This is a genomic window from Pseudomonas typographi (assembly GCF_014694385.1).
Taxonomy (GTDB): Bacteria; Pseudomonadota; Gammaproteobacteria; order Pseudomonadales; family Pseudomonadaceae; genus Aquipseudomonas; species Aquipseudomonas typographi.
Window position 1 is genome coordinate 54,760 of the sequence record NZ_JAAOCA010000008.1, and the last position, 24,021, is coordinate 78,780.

General features: G+C 62.4%; 23 protein-coding genes and 1 pseudogene. 14 read left to right on the top strand and 10 right to left on the bottom strand.

Annotated features, from left to right (window positions below; genetic code table 11):
• Positions 1 to 22: 22 nt before the first annotated feature.
• The 7 genes from flgD to flgA form a co-directional block, all read right to left on the bottom strand.
• Positions 23 to 748: a flagellar hook assembly protein FlgD gene (flgD, locus tag HAQ05_RS08025; protein ID WP_190419196.1), complete on the bottom strand. Its 726-nt coding sequence runs from the start codon at positions 746 to 748 to the stop codon at positions 23 to 25.
• Positions 749 to 763: 15 nt separating this feature from the next.
• The gene (flgC, locus tag HAQ05_RS08030; protein ID WP_190419198.1) at positions 764 to 1,207 is read right to left on the bottom strand and encodes a flagellar basal body rod protein FlgC; all 444 of its coding nucleotides are present in this window, start codon (positions 1,205 to 1,207) and stop codon (positions 764 to 766) included.
• Positions 1,208 to 1,210: 3 nt separating this feature from the next.
• Positions 1,211 to 1,621 carry a flagellar basal body rod protein FlgB gene (flgB, locus tag HAQ05_RS08035; protein WP_190419444.1) on the bottom strand — a complete coding sequence of 137 codons (411 nt, stop codon included), beginning with the start codon at positions 1,619 to 1,621 and terminating at the stop codon, positions 1,211 to 1,213.
• A 440-nt stretch (positions 1,622 to 2,061) separates the two neighbouring features.
• Positions 2,062 to 2,808: a flagellar regulator YcgR PilZN domain-containing protein gene (locus HAQ05_RS08040; RefSeq protein ID WP_190419200.1), complete on the bottom strand. Its 747-nt coding sequence runs from the start codon at positions 2,806 to 2,808 to the stop codon at positions 2,062 to 2,064.
• Between the two features lie 81 nt (positions 2,809 to 2,889).
• Complete coding sequence (locus HAQ05_RS08045) at positions 2,890 to 3,357, bottom strand: flagella synthesis protein FlgN (protein WP_190419202.1); 468 nt, start codon at positions 3,355 to 3,357, stop codon at positions 2,890 to 2,892.
• Between the two features lie 51 nt (positions 3,358 to 3,408).
• On the bottom strand, positions 3,409 to 3,720 hold the full coding sequence (flgM, locus tag HAQ05_RS08050) for a flagellar biosynthesis anti-sigma factor FlgM (RefSeq protein ID WP_190419204.1): 312 nt from the start codon (positions 3,718 to 3,720) through the stop codon (positions 3,409 to 3,411).
• Between the two features lie 184 nt (positions 3,721 to 3,904).
• Complete coding sequence (gene flgA, locus HAQ05_RS08055; protein ID WP_190419206.1) at positions 3,905 to 4,654, bottom strand: flagellar basal body P-ring formation chaperone FlgA; 750 nt, start codon at positions 4,652 to 4,654, stop codon at positions 3,905 to 3,907.
• Between the two features lie 92 nt (positions 4,655 to 4,746).
• Here flgA and HAQ05_RS08060 point away from each other — a divergent pair, with 92 nt between their 5' ends.
• The 12 genes from HAQ05_RS08060 to pdeM all read left to right on the top strand — a co-directional run bounded on the left by HAQ05_RS08060 (position 4,747) and on the right by pdeM (position 18,973).
• A complete protein-coding gene (locus HAQ05_RS08060; RefSeq protein WP_190419208.1) occupies positions 4,747 to 5,673 on the top strand; it encodes a chemotaxis protein CheV in 927 nt (308 codons plus the stop codon).
• Positions 5,674 to 5,842: 169 nt separating this feature from the next.
• On the top strand, positions 5,843 to 6,670 hold the full coding sequence (gene cheR, locus HAQ05_RS08065; RefSeq protein WP_190419446.1) for a protein-glutamate O-methyltransferase CheR: 828 nt from the start codon (positions 5,843 to 5,845) through the stop codon (positions 6,668 to 6,670).
• A gap of 75 nt (positions 6,671 to 6,745) precedes the next feature.
• Positions 6,746 to 8,083 carry a nitrate regulatory protein gene (locus tag HAQ05_RS08070; RefSeq protein ID WP_190419210.1) on the top strand — a complete coding sequence of 446 codons (1,338 nt, stop codon included), beginning with the start codon at positions 6,746 to 6,748 and terminating at the stop codon, positions 8,081 to 8,083.
• A gap of 203 nt (positions 8,084 to 8,286) precedes the next feature.
• Complete coding sequence (locus HAQ05_RS08075) at positions 8,287 to 9,519, top strand: acyl-CoA dehydrogenase family protein (protein WP_190419212.1); 1,233 nt, start codon at positions 8,287 to 8,289, stop codon at positions 9,517 to 9,519.
• 52 nt (positions 9,520 to 9,571) lie between these two features.
• Positions 9,572 to 11,269, top strand: a complete 1,698-nt coding sequence (locus HAQ05_RS08080; RefSeq protein WP_190419214.1) for an ATP-dependent DNA ligase — start codon at positions 9,572 to 9,574, stop codon at positions 11,267 to 11,269.
• A 244-nt stretch (positions 11,270 to 11,513) separates the two neighbouring features.
• Complete coding sequence (locus tag HAQ05_RS08085; RefSeq protein WP_190419216.1) at positions 11,514 to 12,296, top strand: transporter substrate-binding domain-containing protein; 783 nt, start codon at positions 11,514 to 11,516, stop codon at positions 12,294 to 12,296.
• A gap of 67 nt (positions 12,297 to 12,363) precedes the next feature.
• Positions 12,364 to 13,092: an ABC transporter permease gene (locus HAQ05_RS08090; protein ID WP_190419218.1), complete on the top strand. Its 729-nt coding sequence runs from the start codon at positions 12,364 to 12,366 to the stop codon at positions 13,090 to 13,092.
• Positions 13,089 to 13,799 (top strand): ABC transporter permease, encoded by a 711-nt coding sequence (locus tag HAQ05_RS08095; RefSeq protein WP_190419220.1) that lies wholly within the window; start codon positions 13,089 to 13,091, stop codon positions 13,797 to 13,799. Before HAQ05_RS08090 ends, HAQ05_RS08095 begins: the two co-directional genes overlap by 4 nt.
• A gap of 11 nt (positions 13,800 to 13,810) precedes the next feature.
• Positions 13,811 to 14,941 (top strand): succinylglutamate desuccinylase/aspartoacylase family protein, encoded by a 1,131-nt coding sequence (locus tag HAQ05_RS08100; RefSeq protein ID WP_190419222.1) that lies wholly within the window; start codon positions 13,811 to 13,813, stop codon positions 14,939 to 14,941.
• Positions 14,942 to 14,954: 13 nt separating this feature from the next.
• A complete protein-coding gene (locus tag HAQ05_RS08105) occupies positions 14,955 to 15,719 on the top strand; it encodes an ABC transporter ATP-binding protein (protein ID WP_190419224.1) in 765 nt (254 codons plus the stop codon).
• Positions 15,720 to 15,851: 132 nt separating this feature from the next.
• The gene (locus HAQ05_RS08110; RefSeq protein ID WP_190419448.1) at positions 15,852 to 18,320 is read left to right on the top strand and encodes a ligase-associated DNA damage response DEXH box helicase; all 2,469 of its coding nucleotides are present in this window, start codon (positions 15,852 to 15,854) and stop codon (positions 18,318 to 18,320) included.
• Positions 18,317 to 18,973 carry a ligase-associated DNA damage response endonuclease PdeM gene (gene pdeM, locus HAQ05_RS08115; RefSeq protein ID WP_190419226.1) on the top strand — a complete coding sequence of 219 codons (657 nt, stop codon included), beginning with the start codon at positions 18,317 to 18,319 and terminating at the stop codon, positions 18,971 to 18,973. The genes HAQ05_RS08110 and pdeM overlap by 4 nt, the downstream gene beginning before the upstream one ends.
• 216 nt (positions 18,974 to 19,189) lie before the next feature.
• Here the strand turns inward: pdeM and HAQ05_RS08120 are convergent, their stop codons facing one another.
• Together HAQ05_RS08120 and dcd are read right to left on the bottom strand one after the other, a co-directional pair.
• Positions 19,190 to 19,423, bottom strand: coding sequence for a hypothetical protein (locus HAQ05_RS08120; protein WP_190419228.1), 234 nt, complete (start codon positions 19,421 to 19,423; stop codon positions 19,190 to 19,192).
• A 115-nt stretch (positions 19,424 to 19,538) separates the two neighbouring features.
• Entirely contained in the window at positions 19,539 to 20,105 is a 567-nt protein-coding gene (gene dcd / locus HAQ05_RS08125; RefSeq protein ID WP_190419230.1) for a dCTP deaminase, read from the bottom strand.
• Positions 20,106 to 20,365: 260 nt separating this feature from the next.
• Here dcd and HAQ05_RS08130 point away from each other — a divergent pair, with 260 nt between their 5' ends.
• Complete coding sequence (locus HAQ05_RS08130; protein WP_190419232.1) at positions 20,366 to 20,575, top strand: cold-shock protein; 210 nt, start codon at positions 20,366 to 20,368, stop codon at positions 20,573 to 20,575.
• 135 nt (positions 20,576 to 20,710) lie between these two features.
• On the opposite strand, the gene apbC is transcribed toward HAQ05_RS08130, so the two are convergent.
• Positions 20,711 to 21,805: an iron-sulfur cluster carrier protein ApbC gene (gene apbC, locus HAQ05_RS08135; protein WP_190419234.1), complete on the bottom strand. Its 1,095-nt coding sequence runs from the start codon at positions 21,803 to 21,805 to the stop codon at positions 20,711 to 20,713.
• Between the two features lie 122 nt (positions 21,806 to 21,927).
• Here apbC and metG point away from each other — a divergent pair.
• A pseudogene (gene metG, locus HAQ05_RS08140) lies at positions 21,928 to 23,976 on the top strand (methionine--tRNA ligase); the annotation flags it as partial.
• Positions 23,977 to 24,021: the final 45 nt, after the last annotated feature.

Sequence of the window (24,021 nt, forward strand, 5' to 3'; positions counted from 1 at the left end):
TCCTAGGTGCCGATAAGCCGGCTTACAGTCCGATAGTGGTAACGTCCGACAGCTTCACACTGGAGCCGTCGGCTAATTTGAGGGTCATGTCACTTGCCGTACTTCCCAGGGTCACACTGGTGACGGTAGAAGGCAGGTAAGTGGTTTGCGCAACTTCGCTACCGTCGACCGTGGCATTGGCGGCAAACGTGTAGGTTCCCGAGGCCAGCGTATTGCCGTCGTTGTCGGTACCGTCCCAGGTGAAACTCACCGTCCCGGCGCTTTGCGAGCCCAAGTCGATGTTCTTGACCAGCGTGCCGTCCGCGTCATAGACGCTCACACTGGCATCGGTTGTGGCCGAACTCACGGCCACTTGGCCGGTCAACCCGCTGCTGGTATCTACAGCGGCACTGGTCGCCTCGGCCAGCACGCTGTGGCCCACCAGCGACGAAGCCTGCAGCGCCTGCGAAGAGGTGTAGTTACTGGCCAGGCTGTCGACGGTGTCGTTGAGGGTATTGATGCCTTCCAAACTGCTGAACTGGGCCAACTGCGCGACGAATTCGGAGTTATCCTGCGGGTCGAGCGGGTTCTGGTTTTGTAGCTGGGTCACCAGAAGCTTCAGGAACGTGTCCTCGCCCAGCGAGTCGGTGCCGGTGGAAGAAGAACTCGACGAACTGGAGGTGCTCGAAGTACTCGAGGTGCTCGAGGAACTGAGCGCATACTGCGACAGTATCGACGATGCGCTGGTGCTATCAGAGGTAGTGGTCATGGTTTATCCGTCCGGTTACTGACCCAGCGTCAGTACTTTTTGCATCATGGTTTTGGCGGTGTTCATGATGTCGGCGTTGGTCTGGAAAGACCGGCTCGCCGAGATCATGTCGGCCATCTCTTCAACGGTGTTCACGTTCGGGTAATACACATACCCGTCTTTGTTCGCCGCCGGATTGCTCGGTTCGTAGCGTGCTTCGAGGTTGCTCTGGTCTTCGACGATACCGGCCACTTGCACACCCTGACCGCCATCGCCACCGTCATCGAACAGCGAGCCGCTATCACCGCTGGCCTGGCCGGCCAAAACGGTAGAAAACACCGGGTGGCGGGCACGGTAGGTCTGGTCGAGGCTCGAAGACACCGTATCGGCGTTGGCCAGGTTGCTCGCCACGGTGTTCAGGCGGGTGGTCTGGGCGCTCATGCCGCTGCCGGCGATGTTGAAAACATTGGAAAGCGACATGGCTTATTCTCCTCGGATGGCCGTGACCAGCCCTTTGAACTTGCTGTTGAGCAGCGTGAAGCTGGCCTGGAAATCGACCGCGTTCTGCGCGTAGTTAGAGTTTTCGATCTGAGCATCGACGGTGTTCTGGTCGAGCGATGGCTGCGTCGGTACCCGGTACTTCAGGGTACTGTCGGCGCTGTCGTCAAAACCCTCAGCCGCGATATGCCGCGTATTGGTCCGCTCCAAGGAAAACGAATCGCCTGCGGTTTTTTGAGCCTGGGCGGCCAGCACGGACGAAAAGTCCAGGTCGCGCGCCTTGTAGTTAGGGGTGTCAGCGTTACTGATGTTATTGGCCAGCACCTCAGCGCGCTTGGCTCTGAAGTCCAAGGCTTGCTCGTGCATACCGAGCGCCTGGTCGAAACTGATGCCCATGGTCGGAAAACCTCTGACGGCGGAAATTCGTATCACTGCAAAAGTATTAGCAAAGGCTGTGCCATCTTTATAAGCATATTGATTAATAACGTTTTTATTGTTTATGAACGCCATATCTGCCAGAAAAGCGGCAAGGCTTTTCCGCGACGGCGGCAAAAGCGGCAATGCCTGCGCCGACCGCCCAAAGGGGGCGGCGATAAGCGCCACGGAGGTAAAGAGGGTTGCCCAGCAGGGCCCAGCCAGGCGGCGTAAAACTCAAGGCGGCGTAGTGTGTTGTTTCAGACATTCACGTAAGCATTGGCGGGTGAATGTTGCCGTTTAAAGGCACCGTGACGCGCCATAGCCGGGCTATGGCGAGGAGCGGCGACACCGCCCAGCAGCAAAAAGCACCGCCAAAAGGGTCCAGTTAACTTCTGAAACACCACACTGGGGGCCGCCGCTTAGAAAACGTCTTTGTCGAACCGGCGCGCTTCACGCTGCAGTTGGTAAACGAAACGCTCGACGTTACGCCCCGCCAAACCGCTCATGTTATGGAAGCGCACACCGGCAAACGTGGCATCCAGGCGTTCTTCAAAGTGCAAATAGCGCAGTTCGACCGCCGTGGTGATGGGGCCGAACGGCAAGGCAGCGCTAAAGCGTTCGTAGACCTGGCCTAATTGCAGGCGCTCACTGAGGTCACCGTCGAAGCGCAGCTTGCAGCCAGTGGCAGAGAGGTCGAGTAACTTGCCACGCAGGGTTTGTGCCGGCAATTTGTCGCCGGCCAGCGCCACATCGACCAGGGCCGAGAGCTTTAACGGGGCACGAAAGGCATTGCGCCGTTGGTGGTAGATAATTGCGCTGGGTAGCCGGCCTTGGTAGCCGCGGCCATTGTCGTTGTCGACCAGGGCGATGGGGCCCACGGCGTCCCAAGCAATGCGTACCCCATCGTGAAACCCTTCGACCTTGAAGGGCTCGCCGGCGAGCAGATAACGCTCGCCCTCACGGGGGATCATTTCATCCAGCACCAAGCTCCCGGCGTCGCGGTCAATGCCGATCACGTAGCTCTGAAAACGCTGGTTTCGCTCGGCGAAGGTGATGATCAGGGGATCGCGGCCCTCCTGAAGCGAACGCAGGTTGGCGATGATTTCCAGGGGGGTGGTCAGCACCTTGGGAGGGTGCGCAGCGTCATCGGCCGAATGGTTGAACACGATGTAGAAACTCCAGGCTGAACGCGACGCATGCGCCCATAGCAATATGCCACCTTTGTAGCATGTGAGAGTACCGCCCCGTCAAGCTTGGCTGAAAGCGCGAAGGGTCCCCAGCTTGGAGGTAGCACCACGCGCGGTGTACAGCGACGGTGCCTCGCCCCCGTTGAGAATGCGCAACTGGTTGGCCGTGGCGTGCTGCTGCAGGCGGATGGCTTTGCCGTTTTCTTCATTGGCCTGCTTGCACTGGCCCAGCAGGTCATTGAGCTGGTCGCCCTTGGCCAACAATTCGGCACCTATCGGGGAGACCTTCGCCAATTGCTGCAAACCTTCGCGGTCAGTGCTCATGCCCAGTAGCGCCAGCGCCTGGCTACGCTTGCGGCCCTGTTGCTGCAACTGCACGATCAGCGATTGCTTCTGCGCCAGGATATTCTCCAGCAAGGCCATGTCCCGCCCACGCAGTGCATGGCCCTCCAGCCGCAGCCATTCAAGCAGTTGCTGGGCCGGGCCGAGGTCGCTTTCGATCAATTGAAGCAATGCGGTGTCTTGCATGGCGGCTTGAACTCAGTGGTGGATACCAGGAAGCCTGGCAAGGCACGCGCCTTAGCGGTCGGCTTCGAACTTCAGTATGTTGCCGGCAGTTTTCGTCGGGTCGACGTTATAGCTGCCATTGGCAATCTTTTCTTTAACTTCGGCCACTTTCGCGCTGTCGACCACAGGCTGGCTCTGCAGGTCACTGCTCACCTTTTGCAGAAATTGCGCGCTGTCGCTCAGGTGCACGGTGTCACCGGCGGCGCTGCTTTTGCTTACGCTGGTGTCGGTGCTTGCCGCCTCGGTGGTGCGGGTGTTGCTGGTACCGGTAGTACCGGTAACGGGCGTGGTGCCGCCGTTCACCCGATTGAAATCGATAACCATGATGTAAAAACCTCTGGGATTCTGGACGCTTGCCCTGTTTTCGGCGCCGGGGCGAAAACCTTTAGTTTTTTTTCGCCATAGCCTGCAACGCGGTCGAACAGGGCCAGAGTATAGTGCGAGGCGCCATACATTGGCTGCAATTTAGGCGACGCTGCCGGGTTGCGGTGCAGCCCAGCCTGCGGCTTTACATCGCTACCTCCACTTGCCCAGGCCCCGTTACCCGGGCTTTGACCACACGGTTTGAGCGCAAGTTGCGCACCCGTATCTGCTCACCCTCGCCGCCGTCGGCCAATGCCTCGCCCGGCATGCGCACGGCGATCCCGGCGTTACCGGCACTGATCACCACCTGGTCGCCCTTGCGGATCACCTCGGGCCGCTCCACCTGCACCGGCGACAACACCTGGTCCATCACCGCGGGCCTGGTGAGCTTCAGGCCCAGCGCTTGGTCCAACTCGGTCAGGTAACCCTGGCTGAGCGGGCCGACATCGCGCTCGCGCAGCGCCACGTCACCCTGGCCGATCACATCGTTACGCTTCATTGGGCGCGTAGCAGTGACCACTTGGCGAAACAAATGCACCTGGGCCGGCACGAATACCGTCCAGGGTGTCGGCCCTTCACAGCGAACCTTTACCACTACCCGCCCAACGGGCGTGGCCGGGCTTTGCAACGACGCGGCCAAAGGCTGCTCGCAGCCGGGCAGGCTTAACCGCGGGTCAAGGTCGTTAACTTCCACCTGCGGCCGGCCTTCGATTTGCGCGGTGGCCAAATAATCTTCGACCGTGAACTCAAGAAACCCCTGGGTGGCACCGATAAGCTGTTCGGGTAATGTGGCTTCATCGGCGGGTAAGCGCCCAGAACCGAAGAGGCACAGGGCGGTAACCAGCCCGGACAGCGCATGTAACAGGTGTCGTGAAAATGGCGTTTTTACGTTCATGGCAGGGCCTGAGCAAAGCATGTGCCAAGTTGCCCTAAGAGCTGGCCAGCGGCATACCGCCGGCCCGACAGTTTAATGCGGAGGTTTCGAACATGGCTGGTGTGATGGATGCAGTGAACCGGCGCACGCAATTAGTAGGGCAAAACCGCCTTGAACTGTTGTTGTTCCGTCTCAACGGCCAGCAGTTGTATGGTATCAACGTGTTCAAGGTCCGCGAGGTGCTGCAATGCCCCAAACTGACCCTGCTGCCCAAGGCCAACCCTGTGGTGCGCGGTATCGCCAACATACGCGGCGCGACCATCCCGATCCTCGACCTGGCCCTCGCCACGGGCGGGTGCAGCCTCGAGAACAGCAGCAATGCGTTCGTGATAATTACCGAGTACAACACCAAGGTTCAGGGGTTTTTGGTGCATTCGGTGGAACGTATCGTCAACATGAACTGGGAGTCGATACACCCGCCACCCAAAGGCACCGGGCGTGACCACTACCTTACCGCGGTCACCCGGGTCGACGAGCGGCTGGTGGAAATCATCGACGTGGAGAAAATCCTTTCGGAAGTGGCGCCGATGTCCGAGAGCATCAGCGCTGGCGTGATAACCGAAGAGGTACAACGAAAAGCGGTATCGCTGCGGGTACTGACGGTCGATGACTCCGCTGTGGCGCGTAAACAGGTTACCCGCTGCCTGGAAACCGTCGGGGTTGAGGTGATCGCACTCAATGACGGCAAGCAGGCACTGGACTACCTTAACAACATGGTCGCCGAGGGGCAGGACCCTTGCCAGCAGTTTCTGATGCTGATTTCCGACATCGAGATGCCCGAAATGGACGGTTATACCCTGACCGCCGAAATACGTAATAACCCACGGCTGAAAGACCTGCACATCGTGCTGCACACCTCACTGTCGGGGGTGTTCAACCAGGCGATGGTGAAAAAAGTCGGTGCCGATGATTTTCTCGCCAAATTTCGCCCCGATGATCTCGCCTCGCGGGTTGTCGACCGCATCAAGGCACGGGGTTGAGTGCCTGGCATGGTGCTCCCGCGGCTCTCACAGGCGTTGGCGCATAATTTTTATTGCCGGCCCAGCAAAAGGCGCCGCCAAAATTGGGCAGCCCGCGGTTGCAACACCACACCCGCTTCACGCCAGGGGCTTGGCCCCGGCTACATTCACGACTCAAGGGGCACCCATGTTGTCAACGGCCAACTTGGATTTCGAACACTTCCGGGTTTTCCTGGAAAAAGCCTGTGGCATTTTGCTGGGGGATAACAAACAGTACCTGGTGTCCAGCCGGCTCAATAAACTGATGGAACAAAACGGCATCCTGTCTCTGGGTGAATTGGTGCAACGCATTCAAAGCCAGCCACGCAGTGGCCTGCGCGAACAGGTGGTCGACGCCATGACGACCAACGAAACCCTTTGGTTTCGCGACACCTACCCGTTCGAAGTGATGAAAAGCCGAGTGATCCCGGAGATGCTCAAGGCATCCCCCGGCCAGCGCTTGCGGGTGTGGTCAGCCGCCTGTTCATCGGGCCAGGAACCCTATTCGTTGTCGATGACCTTCGACGAATTCGAACGCAGCAACCCGGGGCAACTGAAGGGGGGGGCCCAAATCGTCGCGACCGACTTGTCCCCCTCGATGCTCGCCAACTGCAAGAGCAGCGAGTACGACAGCCTGGCCATCGGCCGTGGCTTGTCGCCAGAACGCCTGCAACGCTACTTCGACGCCAAGCCCGGCTCACGCTGGGCGGTCAAGGCGCCGTTGCGCGCCCGGGTGGAGTTTCGCCCATTCAACCTGCTGGACAGCTACGCCGTGCTGGGCAAGTTCGACATCGTGTTTTGCCGCAATGTACTGATCTACTTTTCGGCCGACATTAAAAAAGACATCCTCACACGCCTGCACGCTGTCCTCAAACCGGGCGGCTACCTGTTCCTTGGCGCCTCCGAGGCACTCAATGGCCTGCCGGACCTTTACCGCATGGTGCAGTGCAGCCCTGGCATCATCTACCAGGCCAAATAGCCGCAAGGCGAGCTTGCGGGCTGGCCGCGTACAGCCGAAACTTTAGGGGCGCCCCCCTGCCCGCCGGAGCCCTCGATGCCCGACCGCCCTATGCCCCCTGCCCTTCACTTCATGCTTGCCGCGCGGCGCATGGAGCTCTGCGGCCTCGAAGGCCTGGCGTTCACTTGCGAACTGGTGACCCAGATCAGCCAATTGGTCCACGCCCTGCAACGCGAGCGTGGCTACTCCAATTTGTTTCTGGGCACCCCCGACCAGGTTCATCTGGGCCAGCTCGAACGGCTCAGCGACCAGGCGTTGGCCATCGAACAGGCGGTGTGCGCGCGTTTCGAGGCCATGGACCTGGACACCAGCAGCGCGGTAGACCGGGCGCGTTTGTTTACCCGCATCGCTTACGTGTTGCACGGGCTGCAGGAACTGCCACGGCTGCGCCGGCGCATCCGTGAACACCGCATCGTGGCGTTGCACGCCACCGCCGCCTTTACCCGGCTGATCGGCGGGCTGCTGGCGGTGGTGTTCGAAGCGGCCGACACCGCCGCGGACCCGGCGATCACCCGCTTGCTGGTGGCGATGTTCAACTTCATGCAAGGCAAGGAACTTGCCGGGCAAGAGCGTGCCACCGGGGTGGCCGGGTTCTTGGCCGGCTACTTCGACAACGGCCTGCGCCAACGTTTCGAACAGTTGGCCCATGCTCAGGACCGTTGCTTTGAAACCTTTGCCGACTTCGCGGGCAGCCACGCCCTGGCCATGTGGCAGGCGCTACTGGCCCATGAATGTACCGGCCAGGTACAGCGCCTGCGCGCCCTGGCCAGCGGTACCCACAGCCAGGCGCAGGTAGACGCGGGGCTGTCAGAGCTGTGGTTCGAGATCACTACCCAACGCATCGACATGATGAAGGCAATTGAAACCCATTTGGAGCAAAGCCTGCTCGATGCCTGCCAACGCAGCATCCAGGCAGCTCGCCTGGACCTGGAAAACCACCGCCGGCTGGTCAATCGCCTGGCGAGCCTGGACCCCGCTAGCGACACGGAGCAGCAGCCACAGTTGCAGCCGCACTTGCCGCCGCACTTGCCGCCGCACTTGCCGCCGCGCTTATTCAACATCCAGGCCAGCGACCTAGAAAGCACCCTGGCTGCCGACACCTTGGCACCCCACTTGGGCCGGTCGGTGCTGGACCTTTTACAGGCGCAAACCCAGCGCCTGGCCGGCGTGACCGATGAACTTGAACAGGCACGGCAGGCCTTGAACGACCGCAAAGTGGTGGAACGGGCGAAAAAATGGCTAATGGACCAGCATCAGTTAAGCGAACCGCAGGCCTATGCACGGCTGCGCCAAGCGGCCATGGATCGGGGGCAACGGTTGGTCGAGGTGGCCCACCAACTATTGGCCCAAGCTCAGCCTACCCCGCGGGCATGACCCCCGCCGCTATCGCCGGCCCGCGGGTGGCCAGCAGCCGGCACTGCGCGTTCAAAGCATGAGCTCATGCCGAATCGGTATTTAACGCACGCCCATGCAATCGTTTAGCGTCCCGCCCCATCCCATTCGCCCGGCACCTGGCCCCGCACACCCCGTTGCCCGGCACGCCGCTTCTTACCGATGAACAGCACGAAGGCCCGTTTATGCCAGCATTTACCCCCGACTCCCCTACCGCCCAAGCCTGGGGTGCACCGCCTTCGGCACGCTATGAGCGCTTGGCCGCGCCGTTTCGGCCATTGTTCGCACGTATCGGGGCCGGGGCGGTAGAGCGCGAGGTCAGCCGCCGGCTGCCCGCGACGGAACTGGGCTGGCTCAAGGACAGCGGCTTTACCGCGCTGCGTGTGCCGGTCGAGTTTGGCGGTGCCGGGGCAAGCCTTGCAGAACTGTTCGCCCTGCTCACTGAACTGGGCCAGGCCGATTCGAACCTGGTGCAGGCGTTGCGCAGCCATTTCGGTTTCGCCGAAAGCATCCTCAATAGCCGCGACGTGCAGCGCCGCGAGCGCTGGCTGGAGCGCCTGGGCCGGGGTGAAACTGTGGGCCCGGCCAATAGCGAAACGGGCGATGCCAAGCGCGAGGCATTTTCCACCCGCCTGCTGGCCGATGGCGCGAACTGGCGCCTGGAAGGCAGTAAGTTCTACACCACCGGGGCGTTGTTCGCCGACTGGATCGATGTCGGCGCCACCACCCCAGACGGTGCCCGCGTCACTGCCACGGTGCGCCGTGACGCGCCGGGGGTGGAAGTGGTTGACGACTGGAACGGCTTCGGCCAAACCCTGACCGCCAGTGGTACCGCGCATTTTCGGGAGGTGGCGGTCAAAGCCGACGAGGTCATCGACAAAGACCAACGCTTCGCCTATTCGCCAGCCTTCTACCAATTGTTTCACCTGGCCAACCTGGCCGGTATCGGCCGCGCGATGAGCGATGAAGTGGCGCGGGCAGTGGCGGCGCGCACTCGCACCTTCAGTATTGGCAACGCCGACCGGGTGGCCCAAGACCCGCAGATTCTCGCCGTGGTAGGCCAGGTACGTAGCGCGGCCTATTGCGCAGGCGCCATCGCCACACAGAATGCCTTGGCCCTGGAGCGGGCCTTCGAGGCGCGGCACAGCCCCGAGCAGGAACAAGCGGTGGCCATCGCGGAATTGGAAGTGTGCCAATCGCTGAATGTGGTCAGTGACCTGATCATCGACGCCGCCGGGCGGCTGTTCGATGCCCTGGGCGCGTCGGCGACCCTGCGGCCCCAGGCCCTCGATCGCTTCTGGCGCAATGCCCGTACTCTCGCGTCCCATAACCCGCGGGTGTACAAGGCCCGCATCGTGGGCGACTTCGCGGTCAACGGCACCGCGCCGCCGGAGCAGTGGAAAATCGGCACCGTGTGAGCAAACCCGGCCCGGGCGGGGTCCAGATCAGTAAGCACGCCCGGGACGCCCCATGAAAGCCTTTGCCGACCTCTACACGCGCCTCGATGCCACGACGTCGAGCAATGCCAAACTGCAAGCCTTGGAAAGCTATTTTGCCCAGGCCCCGGCCGAAGATGCGGCCTGGGCCGTGTACTTTCTCGCCGGTGGGCGGCCACGGCAACTGGTGCCCAGCCGGGTGCTAAGGGAGGTGGCGCAGGGGCTGGCGGGGCTGCCGGAATGGCTGTTCGAGGAAAGCTACCAGGCCGTGGGCGACCTGGCCGAGACGGTATCGCTGGTGCTGCCGGACGCGCCCTATAGCAGTGATCAGGGGTTGGCCTGGTGGGTAGAACAGGCCCTGTTGCCGCTGCGTGGGCAACCTGCGCAGGTGCTGCACGAGCGGCTGCCGCCGCTATGGCAATTGCTCGACCGGCCGAGCCTGATGCTGTGCGTGAAGCTGATCACTGGGAGCTTTCGGGTCGGTGTGTCGAAGTTGCTGGTCACTCGCGCCCTGGCGCAGTTGGCAGGGCTCGACAGTAAGCGCGTGGCCCAGCGCCTGGTCGGTTACACCGACCTTTCGCACCGCCCCAGCGCCGCCAGTTATAAAAAGCTGATTGCCGCCGAAAACGGCGACGAGCACGCCCAGCGTGGCGGCCAACCCTACCCGTTCTTTTTGGCCCATGCGCTGCAGCAGCCGGCTGAGCGCTTCGATGAATTGCTCGGCCCCATCGAGCAGTGGCAAGCCGAATGGAAGTGGGACGGTATCCGCGCGCAGTTGGTCAAGCGTGACGGCCAACTATGGCTATGGTCGCGCGGCGAAGAATTGATCACCGAGCGCTTTCCCGAATTCCAGGCGCTGCTGGCTCTGCTACCCGATGGCTGCGTATTGGATGGCGAGTTGGTGGTGTGGCGCGAGGCACCGGTGGACGGGGCCGTGCCGGGCACCGGCAGGCCCGATGATGCGCCGTTTCGCCCGGGTGTGCAGCCCTTCGCCTTGTTGCAACAGCGCATTGGCCGTAAAACCCTCGGCAAGAAGCTGCTTACCGACCTGCCGGCGGTGCTGTTGGCCTACGACCTGCTCGAATGGCAAGGCCAAGATTGGCGCAGCCGGCCCCAGGCCGAGCGCCGGATGCAATTGGATACCCTCGTGGCGCACACCGCCTCGCCGCTGCTGCGCCCCTCGCCGGTGTTACACGCCGCAAGCTGGGCGCAACTGGCGGCCCAGCGCGAGCAGTCACGTGCCTTGGGCGTGGAAGGGATGATGCTCAAGGCCGGTGATGCCCTGTACGGCGTGGGCCGCACCAAAGACATGGGCACCTGGTGGAAGTGGAAGGTGGACCCGTTCAGTGTCGACGCGGTGCTAATTTACGCCCAGGCTGGCCATGGCCGGCGCGCAAGCCTTTATACCGACTATACCTTCGCGGTATGGGATGGGCCTGTAACCCAGCCTCAGCGCCAACTGGTCCCTTTCGCTAAAGCCTACTCGGGCCTCACCGATGCCGAGATGCACCAAGTTGATGCGGTTATCCGCCGTACCACGGTCGAGAAATTTGGCCCGGTCAGAAGCGTTACCCCCACCCTGGTGTTCGAATTGGGCTTTGAGGGCATTGCCTTATCAAAACGGCACAAAAGCGGCATTGCCGTGCGCTTTCCGCGCATGTTGCGCTGGCGCCACGACAAGTCCGTGGCTGAAGCTGATACCTTGGCGACGTTACAAGACCTGTTGAGTTGAGTCGATTTGCGCACCACAATAGCGCCCTTTCGAAAACCGGCCCGTTTCGAGGCACCCCCGTGCCCAGAGCGTGAGCGAAATTTAGCCGTTCGGTCAGAAGTGCGACGTAAAGGGATTGCCAAGCGCCCATTGCCAGCGGTTTACGCAACGATGGTGCGAAATTTGCTATTAGCATGATCTCTGGCACCTGCCGGTAACGAGCCCGCGTGACACCCACGCATCTTTGTCTTTTAAGGATTGCACAATGAAAAAAGCATGGCTGACCCTTTCCGCATTGGCACTTTGCTTGTCCGCAGGCTCTGCCCTGGCCAAGGAATATAAAGTGCTGCGCTTTGGCGTCGACCCGTCCTATGCGCCGTTCGAATCCAAGGCCGCCGACGGCAGCCTGGTGGGCTTCGACATCGACCTGGGCAACGCAATCTGCAAGGAGCTGAAAGTCACCTGCAAATGGGTCGAAAACGATTTCGACGGGATGATCCCTGGCCTGAACGCCAATAAGTTCGACGGGGTGATTTCCTCGCTGACCGTAACGCCGGCCCGTGAAAAAGCCATCGACTTTTCTGATGAACTGTTTTCCGGCCCTACCGCGCTGGTATACAAAAAAGGGTCCGGGCTGAGTGACGACGTGGCCAGCCTCAAAGGCAAAACCGTAGGCTATGAACAAGGCACCATCCAAGAAGCCTATGCCAAGGCTGTGCTGGACAAAGCCGGGGTGACCACCAAGGCCTATCAGAACCAAGACCTGGTCTACGCCGACTTGGTTTCCGGCCGCCTCGATGCCTCCTTGCAAGACATGCTGCAAGCCGAGCTGGGCTTTCTGAAGTCGCCGCAGGGTGCCGAGTATGAAGTGTCCAAACCGTTCGAAAGCGACTTGCTGCCGGCCAAGACCGCCGTTGGCATCAAGAAGGGCAACAAGGACCTGCAAACCTTGCTGAACAAAGGCATCAAGGCGCTGCACGACGACGGCACCTATGCTGAAATCCAGAAAAAGCACTTCGGTGACCTGAACCTGTACAGCGGCAAGTAAGCTGCCCCACCGGCGCCCGCGCCCCACAAGGGCGCGGGCGCTTTATTGGCCGCATAAGGGTTGATCCATGCTCGACCAATTGTTGCAGGGCCTAGGGCTCTCGGCATTCAGCTTGAAAGGCTTCGGTCCCCTGCTGCTGCAGGGCACCTGGATGACCCTCAAGCTCTCGCTGCTGTCGCTGGCCGTAAGCGTATTGCTTGGCCTGCTCGGCGCTGGCGCCAAGTTGTCCCGGATGGCCCCATTGCGCCTCATCGCCCAGTGCTACACCACGTTGATCCGCGGCGTGCCAGACCTGGTGCTGATGCTATTGATTTTCTACAGCCTGCAGATCTGGTTGAACTCGTTCACCGATGCCATGGGTTGGGACTATTTCGAGATCGACCCGTTCATCGCCGGGGTGATCACCTTGGGCTTCATCTACGGGGCTTATTTCACCGAAACCTTTCGCGGTGCGATTCTCGCCGTACCCCGTGGCCAGGCTGAGGCGGCCACCGCTTACGGCCTGGGCCGCTGGCAGCGCTTTCGCTACGTGGTATTCCCGCAAATGATGCGCTACGCCCTGCCGGGTCTGGGCAACAACTGGATGGTGATCCTCAAGGCCACCGCCCTGGTGTCGATCATCGGCCTGGCCGACGTGGTCAAGGCAGCGCAGGACGCCGGCAAAAGCACCTACCAGTTGTTCTATTTCCTGGTGCTCGCGGCGTTGATCTACCTGGTGATCACCAGCGCCTCGAACCTCATGATGCGCCGGCTCGAACGGCGCTTCAATGTGGGTACCCGGGAGGCGCTGCGATGATCGAGCTGCTGCAAGAATATTGGCGCGCCTTCCTCTACACCGACGGCAACAATATCACCGGCCTGGCGATGACACTGTGGTTGCTGCTCGCCTCGGTGGGCATCGGTTTCGTGCTGTCGATTCCGTTGGCCATCGCCCGCTGCTCGCCACGGCACTGGCTGCGCTGGCCAGTACAGTTCTACACCTATGTGTTCCGTGGCACGCCGCTGTACATCCAGCTACTGATTTGCTACACCGGCATCTACAGCCTGGAGGGCGTGCGCAACCAGCCGCTGCTCAATGAGTTCTTCCGCGACGCGATGAACTGCACGCTGCTGGCGTTTGCACTCAATACCTGCGCTTACACCACCGAAATCTTCGCCGGCGCCATTCGGAACATGGCCCATGGCGAGATCGAGGCGGCCAAAGCCTATGGCCTGTCCGGTTTCAAGCTATACGCCTATGTGATCATGCCGTCGGCATTGCGCCGGGCGTTGCCGTATTACAGCAATGAAGTGATCCTGATGCTGCATGCCACCACGGTGGCCTTTACCGCCACGGTGCCGGACATCCTCAAGGTCGCCCGGGACGCCAATTCCGCCACCTACATGACCTTTCAGTCGTTCGGCATCGCAGCGGTGCTGTACCTGGCCATCACCTTTTCACTGGTGGGCTTGTTCCGCTTGGCCGAGCGCCGTTGGCTGGCCTTCCTTGGCCCGGCCCGATAGGACGCCCCCACATGCAGCAGCAAACCCACGCTTTACTGGCGCCGGTGCCCGGCACCAGCCGGCAACTCGAAAGCTTTCACTTCGGCCCGGCGCCTGGCAGCGGCGAAAGCGCCGGCAAGGTCTACATCCAGGCCTCGCTGCACGCCGATGAGTTGCCCGGCATGCTGGTGGCCTGGTACCTCAAGCAGCGCCTGGTGGAACTGGAAAACGCCGGGCGCCTGCGCCACCACATCGTGTTGGTACCGGTGGCCAACCCCATTGGCCTTGAGCAGGTGCTGATGGACACGCCGCTGGGGCGCTACCAACTGGAAAGCGGCGAGAACTTCAACCGCCACTTCATCGACCTGGCCGGGCCGGTGGGCGATGCCGTGCAAGCCCAACTGGGCGCAGACCCGGCACGCAACCAGGCGTTGGTGCGTGCCGCCCTGCGCGACGCGTTGTTGGCCGAGCGGCCCACTACCCAACTGCAGGCCCAGCGCCTGGTGCTTCAGCGCCTGGCGTGCGACGCCGACGTGGTGCTGGACCTGCACTGTGACTTCGAGGCGGTGGAGCACCTGTACACCACCCCCGAAGCCTGGCCGCAGGTCGAGCCCCTGGCACGTTACCTTGGCGCCCAGGCGAGCCTATTGGCCACCGACTCGGGGGGGCAGTCGTTCGATGAGTGCTTCACCCTGGTGTGGCACACACTGGCACAACGTTTCGCCGGGCGCTTCGCCATCCCCATGGGCAGCTTCTCTGTCACCCTGGAGCTGCGCGGCCAAGGTGATGTGAGCCATGCGTTGGCCAGCCGCGATTGCCAGGCCGTGCTGAATTACCTGATGCACCGTGGCGCCATCGAGGGCGCCCCGGAAACCCTGCCGCAGTTGCTATACCCAGCCAGCCCCCTGGCGGGCGTCGAACCGGTAGCCACCCCTGAGGGCGGGGTGCTGGTGTTCTGCGCGCTGCCGGGTGAATACCTGGAAGCCGGCCAATTGATCGCTGAAGTGATCGACCCGCTGACCGACCGCGTGACCCCAGTACGCAACCGCCGGCCCGGGCTGCTATATGCCCGCGCCCTGCGGCGCATGGCCACCGCCGGCATGGTTATCGCACACGTCGCCGGGGCTGAGGCCTACCGCAGCGGCTATCTACTTTCACCGTGAGGGCGCTTTGCGCATGTACAAACTGACCATCGAAGGGCTGCACAAGCGCTACGGCGACAATGAAGTGCTCAAAGGTGTATCGCTGCGGGCCAACAGCGGCGACGTGATCTGCCTGATCGGCGCCAGCGGCTCAGGTAAGAGCACCTTCTTGCGCTGCATCAACTTCCTGGAAACCCCCAATGACGGCGCCATGACCCTGGACGGCAAAATCGTCCGCATGGTCAGTGACACCCACGGCATGCGCGTAGCCGACGCCGATGAACTGCAGCGCCTGCGCACGCGCCTGGCCATGGTGTTTCAGCACTTTAACCTGTGGAGCCACATGACCGTGCTGGAAAACATAACCCTGGCCCCCCGGCGGGTATTGGGCGTGAGCAAACAGGATGCCGAACAACGTGCACACCGCTACCTCGACAAAGTGGGGCTGCCGGCACGGGTCGCCGGCCAGTACCCGGCGTTTTTGTCTGGCGGCCAGCAACAGCGGGTGGCCATTGCCCGTGCCCTGGCAATGGAACCGGAAGTGATGCTGTTCGACGAACCCACCTCCGCACTGGACCCAGAACTGGTCGGGGAAGTGCTCAAGGTGATCCACGGGCTGGCCGAAGAAGGCCGCACCATGATCATGGTCACCCACGAGATGGCCTTCGCCCGGCAAGTGGCCAGCCAAGTGATGTTCCTGCACCAGGGCCGGGTCGAGGAAGAAGGCACACCGGACCACGTACTGGGCAACCCCAAGAGCGAGCGGTTGCGGCAATTCTTGAGCGGCAACTTGAAATAACGGCCGCGCTTGCGCGGGTGGGTAAAAAAGCCGGCGTTGGGTGCTTTTGCTCGCCGGCTGAAACTTGCAACTGGGCAGGGCGTGGCGTTGTCTTCCTGTTACACCCTCGATGCCGGAATGCCCGCCGCGCCCATGCCCTGCCCCGATTACGCCAAACGCTGGTTTGCCGCCCGTGCCTGGAAGCCGTTCCCCTTTCAGCGCGCGGTGTGGCGGGCGCTCTCGCGTGGGCAGTCGGGGCTGCTGCATGCCAGCACCGGCGCCGGCAAAACCTATGCGCTGTGGTTTGGCGCGCTAAACGCCTGGGCCAAACCGCGGCCCGCCGCCAGCGACAAGCGCCGCCCCGCCATGGCACCCCTGACAGTGCTGTGGATCACCCCGATGCGCGCCCTGGCGGCCGACACCTTGCGCGCCCTGCAGGTGCCGGTAGACGAGTTGGACCTGGGCTGGAGCTTAGGCCTGCGCACCGGAGACACCAACAGCGCCGAACGGGCGCGGCAAACCCGGCGCCTGCCTACGGTGCTGGTCACGACACCGGAGAGCCTATGCCTGATGCTGGCCCGCGAGCAGGCCCAAGTAGAGCTGGCCAGCCTGCGCTTGGTGGTGGTGGATGAATGGCACGAACTGTTGGGTAACAAACGCGGGGTGCAGGTGCAATTGGCCCTCGCCCGCCTTCGGCGTTGGCAGCCGCAGCTTATTACCTGGGGCATTTCCGCGACGCTGGGCAACCTCGACCATGCCCAGCAGGCGCTGATGCCGGAGGGCATCCGCGTACAAGGTGCCAACGACAAAACCCTGAAGGTCGACACGTTGTTACCGGCATCGGTGGAGCGCTTTCCCTGGGCTGGGCATTTGGGCCTGCGTATGCTGGAGGCAGTGGTGGAGCAGGTCGAAGCCAGCCACAGTTGCTTGTTGTTCACCAACACCCGCGCCCAGAGCGAAACCTGGTACCAAGCCCTTTTACAAGCGCGGCCCGATTGGGCCGGATTGATTGCCCTGCACCATGGTTCGCTCGCCCGCGAGGTGCGCGAATGGGTGGAGCTGGCCCTGAAGCAAGGCCAGCTCAAGGCGGTGGTATGCACCTCGAGCCTGGACTTGGGCGTAGACTTTTTGCCGGTCGAGCGGGTATTGCAGATCGGTTCGGCCAAGGGCGTGGCGCGTTTGATCCAACGCGCCGGGCGCTCCGGCCACGCGCCCGGCAGGCCCTCGCGCGTGACCCTGGTGCCCACCCACAGCCTGGAGTTGGTGGAGGCCGCCGCCGCCGAACAAGCGGTGGCGGCGCGGCGTATCGAGCCGCGGGTGTCGCCGCAGCAACCTCTGGATGTGTTGGTCCAGCACTTGGTCACCCTGGCCTTGGGCGGCGGCTTTCGCCCAGACGACGCCTTGGCCGAGGTACGCGGCGCCTGGGCCTACGCCACATTGGGCGAAGGTGCTTGGCAATGGGCGCTGGCATTCATCCGCCACGGCGGGCTGTCGTTGCTGGCCTACCCCGATTACCGCCGCGTGGAGCCCGACGAGCACGGCGTGTGGCGGGTTCCGGACGCCCGCCTGGGCCGGCGCCACCGGTTGAACATCGGCACCATCGTCAGCGACGCAGCGTTAAACGTGAAGTTTTGGAGCAAAGGCGGCGGTGGCAAGTCCCTGGGCAGTATCGAAGAAGGTTTTATCGCCCGACTGCGCCCCGGCGAGCTGTTTTTGTTCGGCGGGCGCACGTTGGAACTGGTGCGGGTCGAGCAAATGACCGCCTATGTAAAGCGCAGCAGCGGCAAGAAGCCGGCCGTGCCCCGCTGGAACGGCGGGCGCATGCCGCTTTCCAACGAACTGGCCGAGGCGGTGGTAGAGCAGTTCGAGGCCGCGGCACGGGGCGACTACCACAGCGCGCCGCTCAGGGCCGCGAAGCCTTTGTTGCAGGTTCAGCAGGCTTGGTCGGCCCTGCCTGGGCGTAACCGGCTGCTGCTCGAACAGCTTAAATCCCGCGAGGGCTGGCACCTGTTCCTCTACCCCTTCGCCGGCCGCCTGGTGCATGTGGGCTTGGCCAGCCTGCTGGCCTGGCGGCTGAGCCAGCGGGCACCGGCGAGCTTTTCCATGTCGGTGAACGATTACGGCCTGGAGCTGCTCAGCCCGAGTGCCGTGAACTGGCAGGCAGCATTGGACGGCGGCCTGCTCAGCCCCGCTAACCTGGTGCACGATGTGCTCGCCAGCCTCAATGCCGGGGAGCTGGCACAGCGGCGCTTCCGGGAAATCGCCCGCATCGCCGGGCTGGTATTCGCCGGCTACCCCGGCGCGCAAAAAAGCACCCGCCAGGTACAGGCCTCCAGCAGCCTGTTTTTCCAGGTGTTTCGCCAATACGACACCGGCAACCTGTTACTCAGCCAGGCCGAGCACGAAGTACTTAGCCAAGAGCTCGACGTGGTGCGCCTGGCGCACACCCTGGAACATATCCACGGGGGCGCGCTCGACCTGCGGGTGATCGGGCGCCCTACCCCGCTGGCGTTTCCGTTACTGGTAGAGCGCATGCGCGAAAGCCTGAGCTCGGAAAAACTCGCCGATCGCATTGCACGCATGGTCGGCGATTTAGAACGTGCCGCAGGGCCGGCCGCGTGAACCCGTGGCTGGCGGTCAGCGTGGCCGGGGCCGAGTTGTGGCTGCTGGCGGAAAAAGCCGTGTACTGGCCAGCCGAACGGGTGTTGCTGGTAGCCGATGCGCATTTCGGTAAAGCGGCGGTGTACCGTGCCCTGGGCCAACCGGTGCCGCACGGTACCACCGCCACCAACCTGGCGGTGCTCGATACCCTGCTGGCGCGCCACTGCTGTGAGGAGTTGATTTTTCTCGGTGACTTTCTCCATGGCCGTGCCGCACAGGGCAGTGCCAGCCTCGACGCGTTGCTGGCCTGGCGGCACAGCCAACCCCACCTGCGCATGACACTGATCCGCGGCAACCACGACCAGCGCGCCGGCGACCCACCGGCCGCATTGCGCATGGCGGTGGTGGACGAGCCCCTATTACGTGGGCCTCTGGCCCTGCGCCATGAGCCGGCATCCCACCCCACGCACCACGTACTGGCCGGGCACTTGCACCCGGTGTACCTGCTGCGCGGTGCCGGCCGCCAACGCCTGCGCCTGCCGTGTTTTCAGTTGGGCCGGCAGGTCACCCTGCTGCCGGCCTTCGGGGCCTTCACCGGCGGCTTTGCCGTCACGCGCAAGCCCGGGGTTCAATTAGTGCTGGCCAGCGCGCAGGGCGTTTGGGCATTGCCCTGATAGCTGCCTGCTAGCGTGTAATCGCCAGCCCTGCTAACCCGCGCGTGGCCAAGCGGGTTATCGGCGGCCGCAACGGGTGGTTTGGGCACTGTCGCGAGGAAGGCAACGGCCTCGCCTGTGCTTGAGGCGAGATAGGGCAGGGCTTTTGGGGTGCAGGTACCGCAAAGCCCTGCTTGACGCAGGGCTTTACCGAAGTACCTTAGCGCAAGGCCGCTTTTATGCCACTGGCGCGGGCGGTGGTGTGTCAGGAATCGTCGGTTCGCCTGGCTCCGTTGGCTCGCCTGGCTGCTCGGGCTGAGGGGAGTCTGGGTCGGGCTGGCCCGGCATCCCGCCCGCCTGCACCGCATAAGCTTCGGCAAACGGGTTGGCCAGTAGCGTCCAGGCCAGCCTACCGATCTGGTTCGGCTGCAAAGCGGCCAGCATGGCGCTGATGTTCGGGTCTAGCTTCATAAGCACTCCTGGGCATTGGCCCGCTGAACCCTGGCGGTATCCAGAGCAAAAACACGGGGAGTTCAACCGATAGAGTGCCAAATGCAAGGCAAATTCCGTCGCTTCGTCGGCTCACTCACGTGCGTGGCAAGGTCACCCCACGCTGGCCCTGGTATTTACCACCCCGGTCCTTGTACGACACTTCACAGGTTTCGTCCGATTCCAGGAACAACATTTGCGCCACCCCTTCGTTGGCGTAGATCTTCGCCGGCAACGTGGTGGTATTGGAAAACTCCAGCGTCACGTGGCCTTCCCACTCAGGCTCCAGCGGCGTCACGTTGACGATGATGCCGCAGCGCGCGTAGGTGCTTTTGCCCAGGCAAATGGTCAACACGTTTCGCGGAATGCGAAAATACTCTACGGTGCGGGCCAAGGCGAAGGAATTGGGCGGGATGATGCACACGTCGCTCTTGATGTCGACAAAGCTCTTGGCATCGAAATGCTTGGGGTCGACGGTGGCCGAGTTGATGTTGGTGAACACCTTGAATTCAGCGGCGCAGCGCACGTCGTAGCCGTAGCTGGACACCCCGAAGGAAATCACCCGCTGGGCCTCTTCACCGCGTACCTGGCGCTCCACGAAAGGCTCGATCATGCCGTGCTCTTGCGCCATGCGGCGAATCCACTTGTCCGATTTGATGCTCATGGCAGGTCCTGAAATACGTAGAGTTAGCCGCGCATATTACCGGGGGCGGGCGGCCGGATCAAAACGAGGTTGTACAAGGCCATTGGCAGGCGCGGTGAAAACGGGTAAGGTGGCACCACTGCGCTGCTTTTGTCGCCGAGAATGACTGCACGATGCTAGATTTCGATCCAACCATCTACAAGAATTTTTACGCTCTTTGCGCTCAGTCTCGGTTTGGGATATTCCAAACCGGTGTCAACTTTGTCCAAGGAGACTAAAACATGTCCAATCGCCAAACCGGTACCGTTAAGTGGTTCAATGATGACAAAGGCTTCGGCTTCATCACCCCACAATCCGGTGACGACCTGTTCGTACACTTCAAAGCTATCCAATCCGACGGGTTCAAATCCCTGAAGGAAGGCCAGCAGGTCACTTTCGTCGCTACCCGCGGCCAGAAAGGCATGCAAGCCGAAGAAGTCCAAGTTGCTTAAACAACCTGGGCTTTAAAAAAACCCGCCTGATGGCGGGTTTTTTTATGCCTGAAGGTTATACCTGGCAGCGCTTCAGTCTGTGGCCGCACAACGTTGTGCGGCCACACATAGGCCCAGCATGCCGGTGGCGGCCGGTCAGTCATCACTCACGGTAATACTGGGCAACGGCGGTGCGGCCGCCGCTTGCTGGGCGATGCGCGCGCCGACCCGGCGCGCCAACTGCTGGTAAAGCATGGCGATAGGGCTGCTGGGGTCGGCGATGGCCGTAGGGCAGCCACCATCGGCCTGTTCACGGATGGCCATGGCAAGCGGCAACGAGGCGAGCAGATCCACGCCATACTGGGCGGCGAGCTTTTCGCCCCCGCCTTCCCCGAACAGGTGCTCGGCATGGCCGCAGTTCGAGCACACGTGCACGGCCATGTTCTCGACCACCCCCAGCACCGGAATATTGACCTTACGGAACATCTCCACGCCCTTTTTCGCATCCAACAGGGCCAGGTCTTGCGGGGTGGTGACCACCACCGAACCCGCCACGGGCACCTTCTGCGCCAAGGTCAGTTGGATGTCGCCCGTGCCCGGTGGCAGGTCGACCACCAGGTAATCGAGATTATCCCAGGCGGTTTGTGTGATCAACTGCATCAATGCACCGGAAACCATCGGCCCGCGCCACACCATCGGGGTGTTGTCGTCGGTGAGAAACGCCATCGACATCACGTCTACCCCATGGGCGCGAATCGGTATGAACCACTTTTGCTCCCATACGCGCGGCCGGGTGCCCTCGGCGATGCCGAACATAATGCCCTGGCTTGGCCCATAGATATCCGCGTCGAGGATGCCCACCCGGGCGCCTTCCCGGGCCAAGGCCAAGGCGAGGTTGGCGGCGGTGGTCGACTTGCCGACCCCCCCCTTGCCAGAGGCCACGGCGATAATGTTCTTCACGTTGGCCATCGCCGGCACCTGGCCCTGGGCCTTGTGCGCGGCGATATCCGTGCGCACGCTGACCCGGGCGCTGGCCACCCCCGGTAGCGCTTCGATGGCATTTTGCAGGGTCTGTGCCCAACCGGCGTGGAATAAACCCGCCGCATAGCCGAGGCATAGCGCTACCTCTACCCGCTCGCCCTGCACTTCGATGCGTTCGACACAACCCGCGCTGACCGGGTCTTGGTCAAGGTACGGGTCGGTGTACTGGCGAAGGACCGCTTCCACCGCGGCCTGAGTGACGGCGCCCATGGCAACTCCAAAAAAGTGGTAATAGCCACCTATGCTAACGCCAAAGCCGCCGCACGCCTGCCCCACGGGGTGAAAAAAAAACGCCAGGGCTATATAGTTGCGAGTTCACGTTCCACACCACAGTAGCCGCCTCCATGCCCGAGCCCCGCCAGATACTCGTTACCAGCGCCTTGCCCTACGCTAACGGTTCCATCCACCTTGGCCACATGGTGGAGTACATCCAGACCGACATCTGGGTGCGGTTCCAGAAGATGCGCGGCAACCAATGCTATTACGTGTGCGCCGACGACACTCACGGCTCGGCCATCATGCTGCTGGCCGAGAAGCGCGGCATCAGCGCCGAGGCGCTGATCGACGGGGTATGGGCCGAGCACACCACCGATTTTGCGGATTTCCTGGTGGAGTTCGACAACTACTACTCCACCCACTCGCCAGAGAACCGCACCCTGTCGAGCGAGATTTACCGGCGCCTGCGCGATGCCGGATATATCTCCACCCGTTCGGTCACGCAGTACTTCGACCCGGAAAAAAACATGTTCCTGGCCGACCGCTTCATCAAGGGCGATTGCCCCAAGTGCGGGGCCGAGGACCAGTACGGCGACAACTGCGAAAAATGCGGCGCCACCTATGCCCCCACTGAATTGAAGAACCCGCGTTCGGCGGTGTCGGGTGCCACGCCGGTGTTGCGCGACTCCGAGCACTTTTTCTTCCGCCTGCCAGCGTTCCAGGCCATGCTGCAGGCATGGACCCGCAGCGGCACGCTGCAAGACGCAGTGGCCAACAAACTGGCCGAATGGCTCGACAGTGGCCTGCAGGAGTGGGACATCTCCCGCGACGCCCCCTACTTCGGCTTTGAGATACCCGATGCCCCGGGCAAGTATTTCTACGTATGGCTCGATGCACCGGTCGGCTACATGGCCAGCTTCAAGAACCTCTGCAGCAAGCGCCCCGAGCTGGACTTCGATGCATTCTGGGGCAAGGACTCCACCGCCGAGCTGTACCATTTCATCGGCAAGGACATCGTCAACTTTCACGCCCTGTTCTGGCCCGCCATGCTCGAAGGGGCCGGCCTGCGCAAGCCTACGGCGCTGAACGTGCACGGTTACCTCACGGTGAACGGGCAGAAGATGTCCAAGTCGCGCGGCACCTTCATCAAGGCCCGTACCTACCTGGACCACCTGTCGCCGGAGTACCTGCGCTACTACTATGCGGCAAAGCTGGGCCGTGGCGTCGACGACCTCGACATGAACCTTGAAGATTTCGTGCAAAAGGTTAATTCCGACCTGGTGGGTAAGGTCGTCAACATTGCCAGCCGTTGTGCCGGTTTCATCCATAAGGGCAACGGCGGCCGCCTGGTCGCTGGCAATGCCGCGCCGGAGCTGAGCGACGCTTTCCTGGCCGCCGTGCCGTCGATCACCGACGCCTATGAGAACCGCGACTTTGCACGGGCCATGCGCGAGATCATGGCACTGGCCGACCGTGCCAATGCCTGGATCGCCGATAAGGCCCCGTGGGCCCTGGCCAAGCAGGAGGGCCGCCAAGCCGAAGTGCAAGCCATCTGTGCGCTGGGGATCAACCTGTTCCGCCTGCTGGTGGTCTTCCTGAAGCCCGTGCTGCCGAACCTGGCGCGCGACGCCGAGGCCTTTCTCAATGTTGCGCCGCTGCGTTGGGATGACCTCAACAGCCTGTTGCAGGACCACCCGCTGAACCCCTTCAAGCCGTTGATGACGCGCATCGACCCGGCCAACGTCGACGCGATGGTAGAAGCCTCGCGGGAAAACCTGGCGGCCACCGACAGCAAGCCTGCCGGCAATGGCGAATTGTTGGCCGAGCCGCTGGCGGCACAAATCGACTTCGAGGCCTTTGCGGCGGTGGACCTGCGCGTGGCGAAGATCCTCAAGGCCGATGCCGTGGACGGTGCCGACAAACTGTTGCGGCTCACCCTCCACCTGGGCGACGAGCAGCGCAACGTGTTCTCCGGGATCAAGAGCGCTTACCCGGACCCGGCGGCACTGGAGGGGCGGCTAACCGTGATGATCGCCAACCTCAAGCCGCGCAAGATGCGCTTTGGCGTATCGGAGGGCATGGTACTGGCCGCCGGCCCTGGCGGGGCAGACATTTACCTGCTCAGCCCAGACAGCGGCGCCAAGCCCGGGCAGCGCATCAAGTGATACCCGCCCCGGCACGGGCCGGGGCTTTTCCGTTGGCACGAGCCT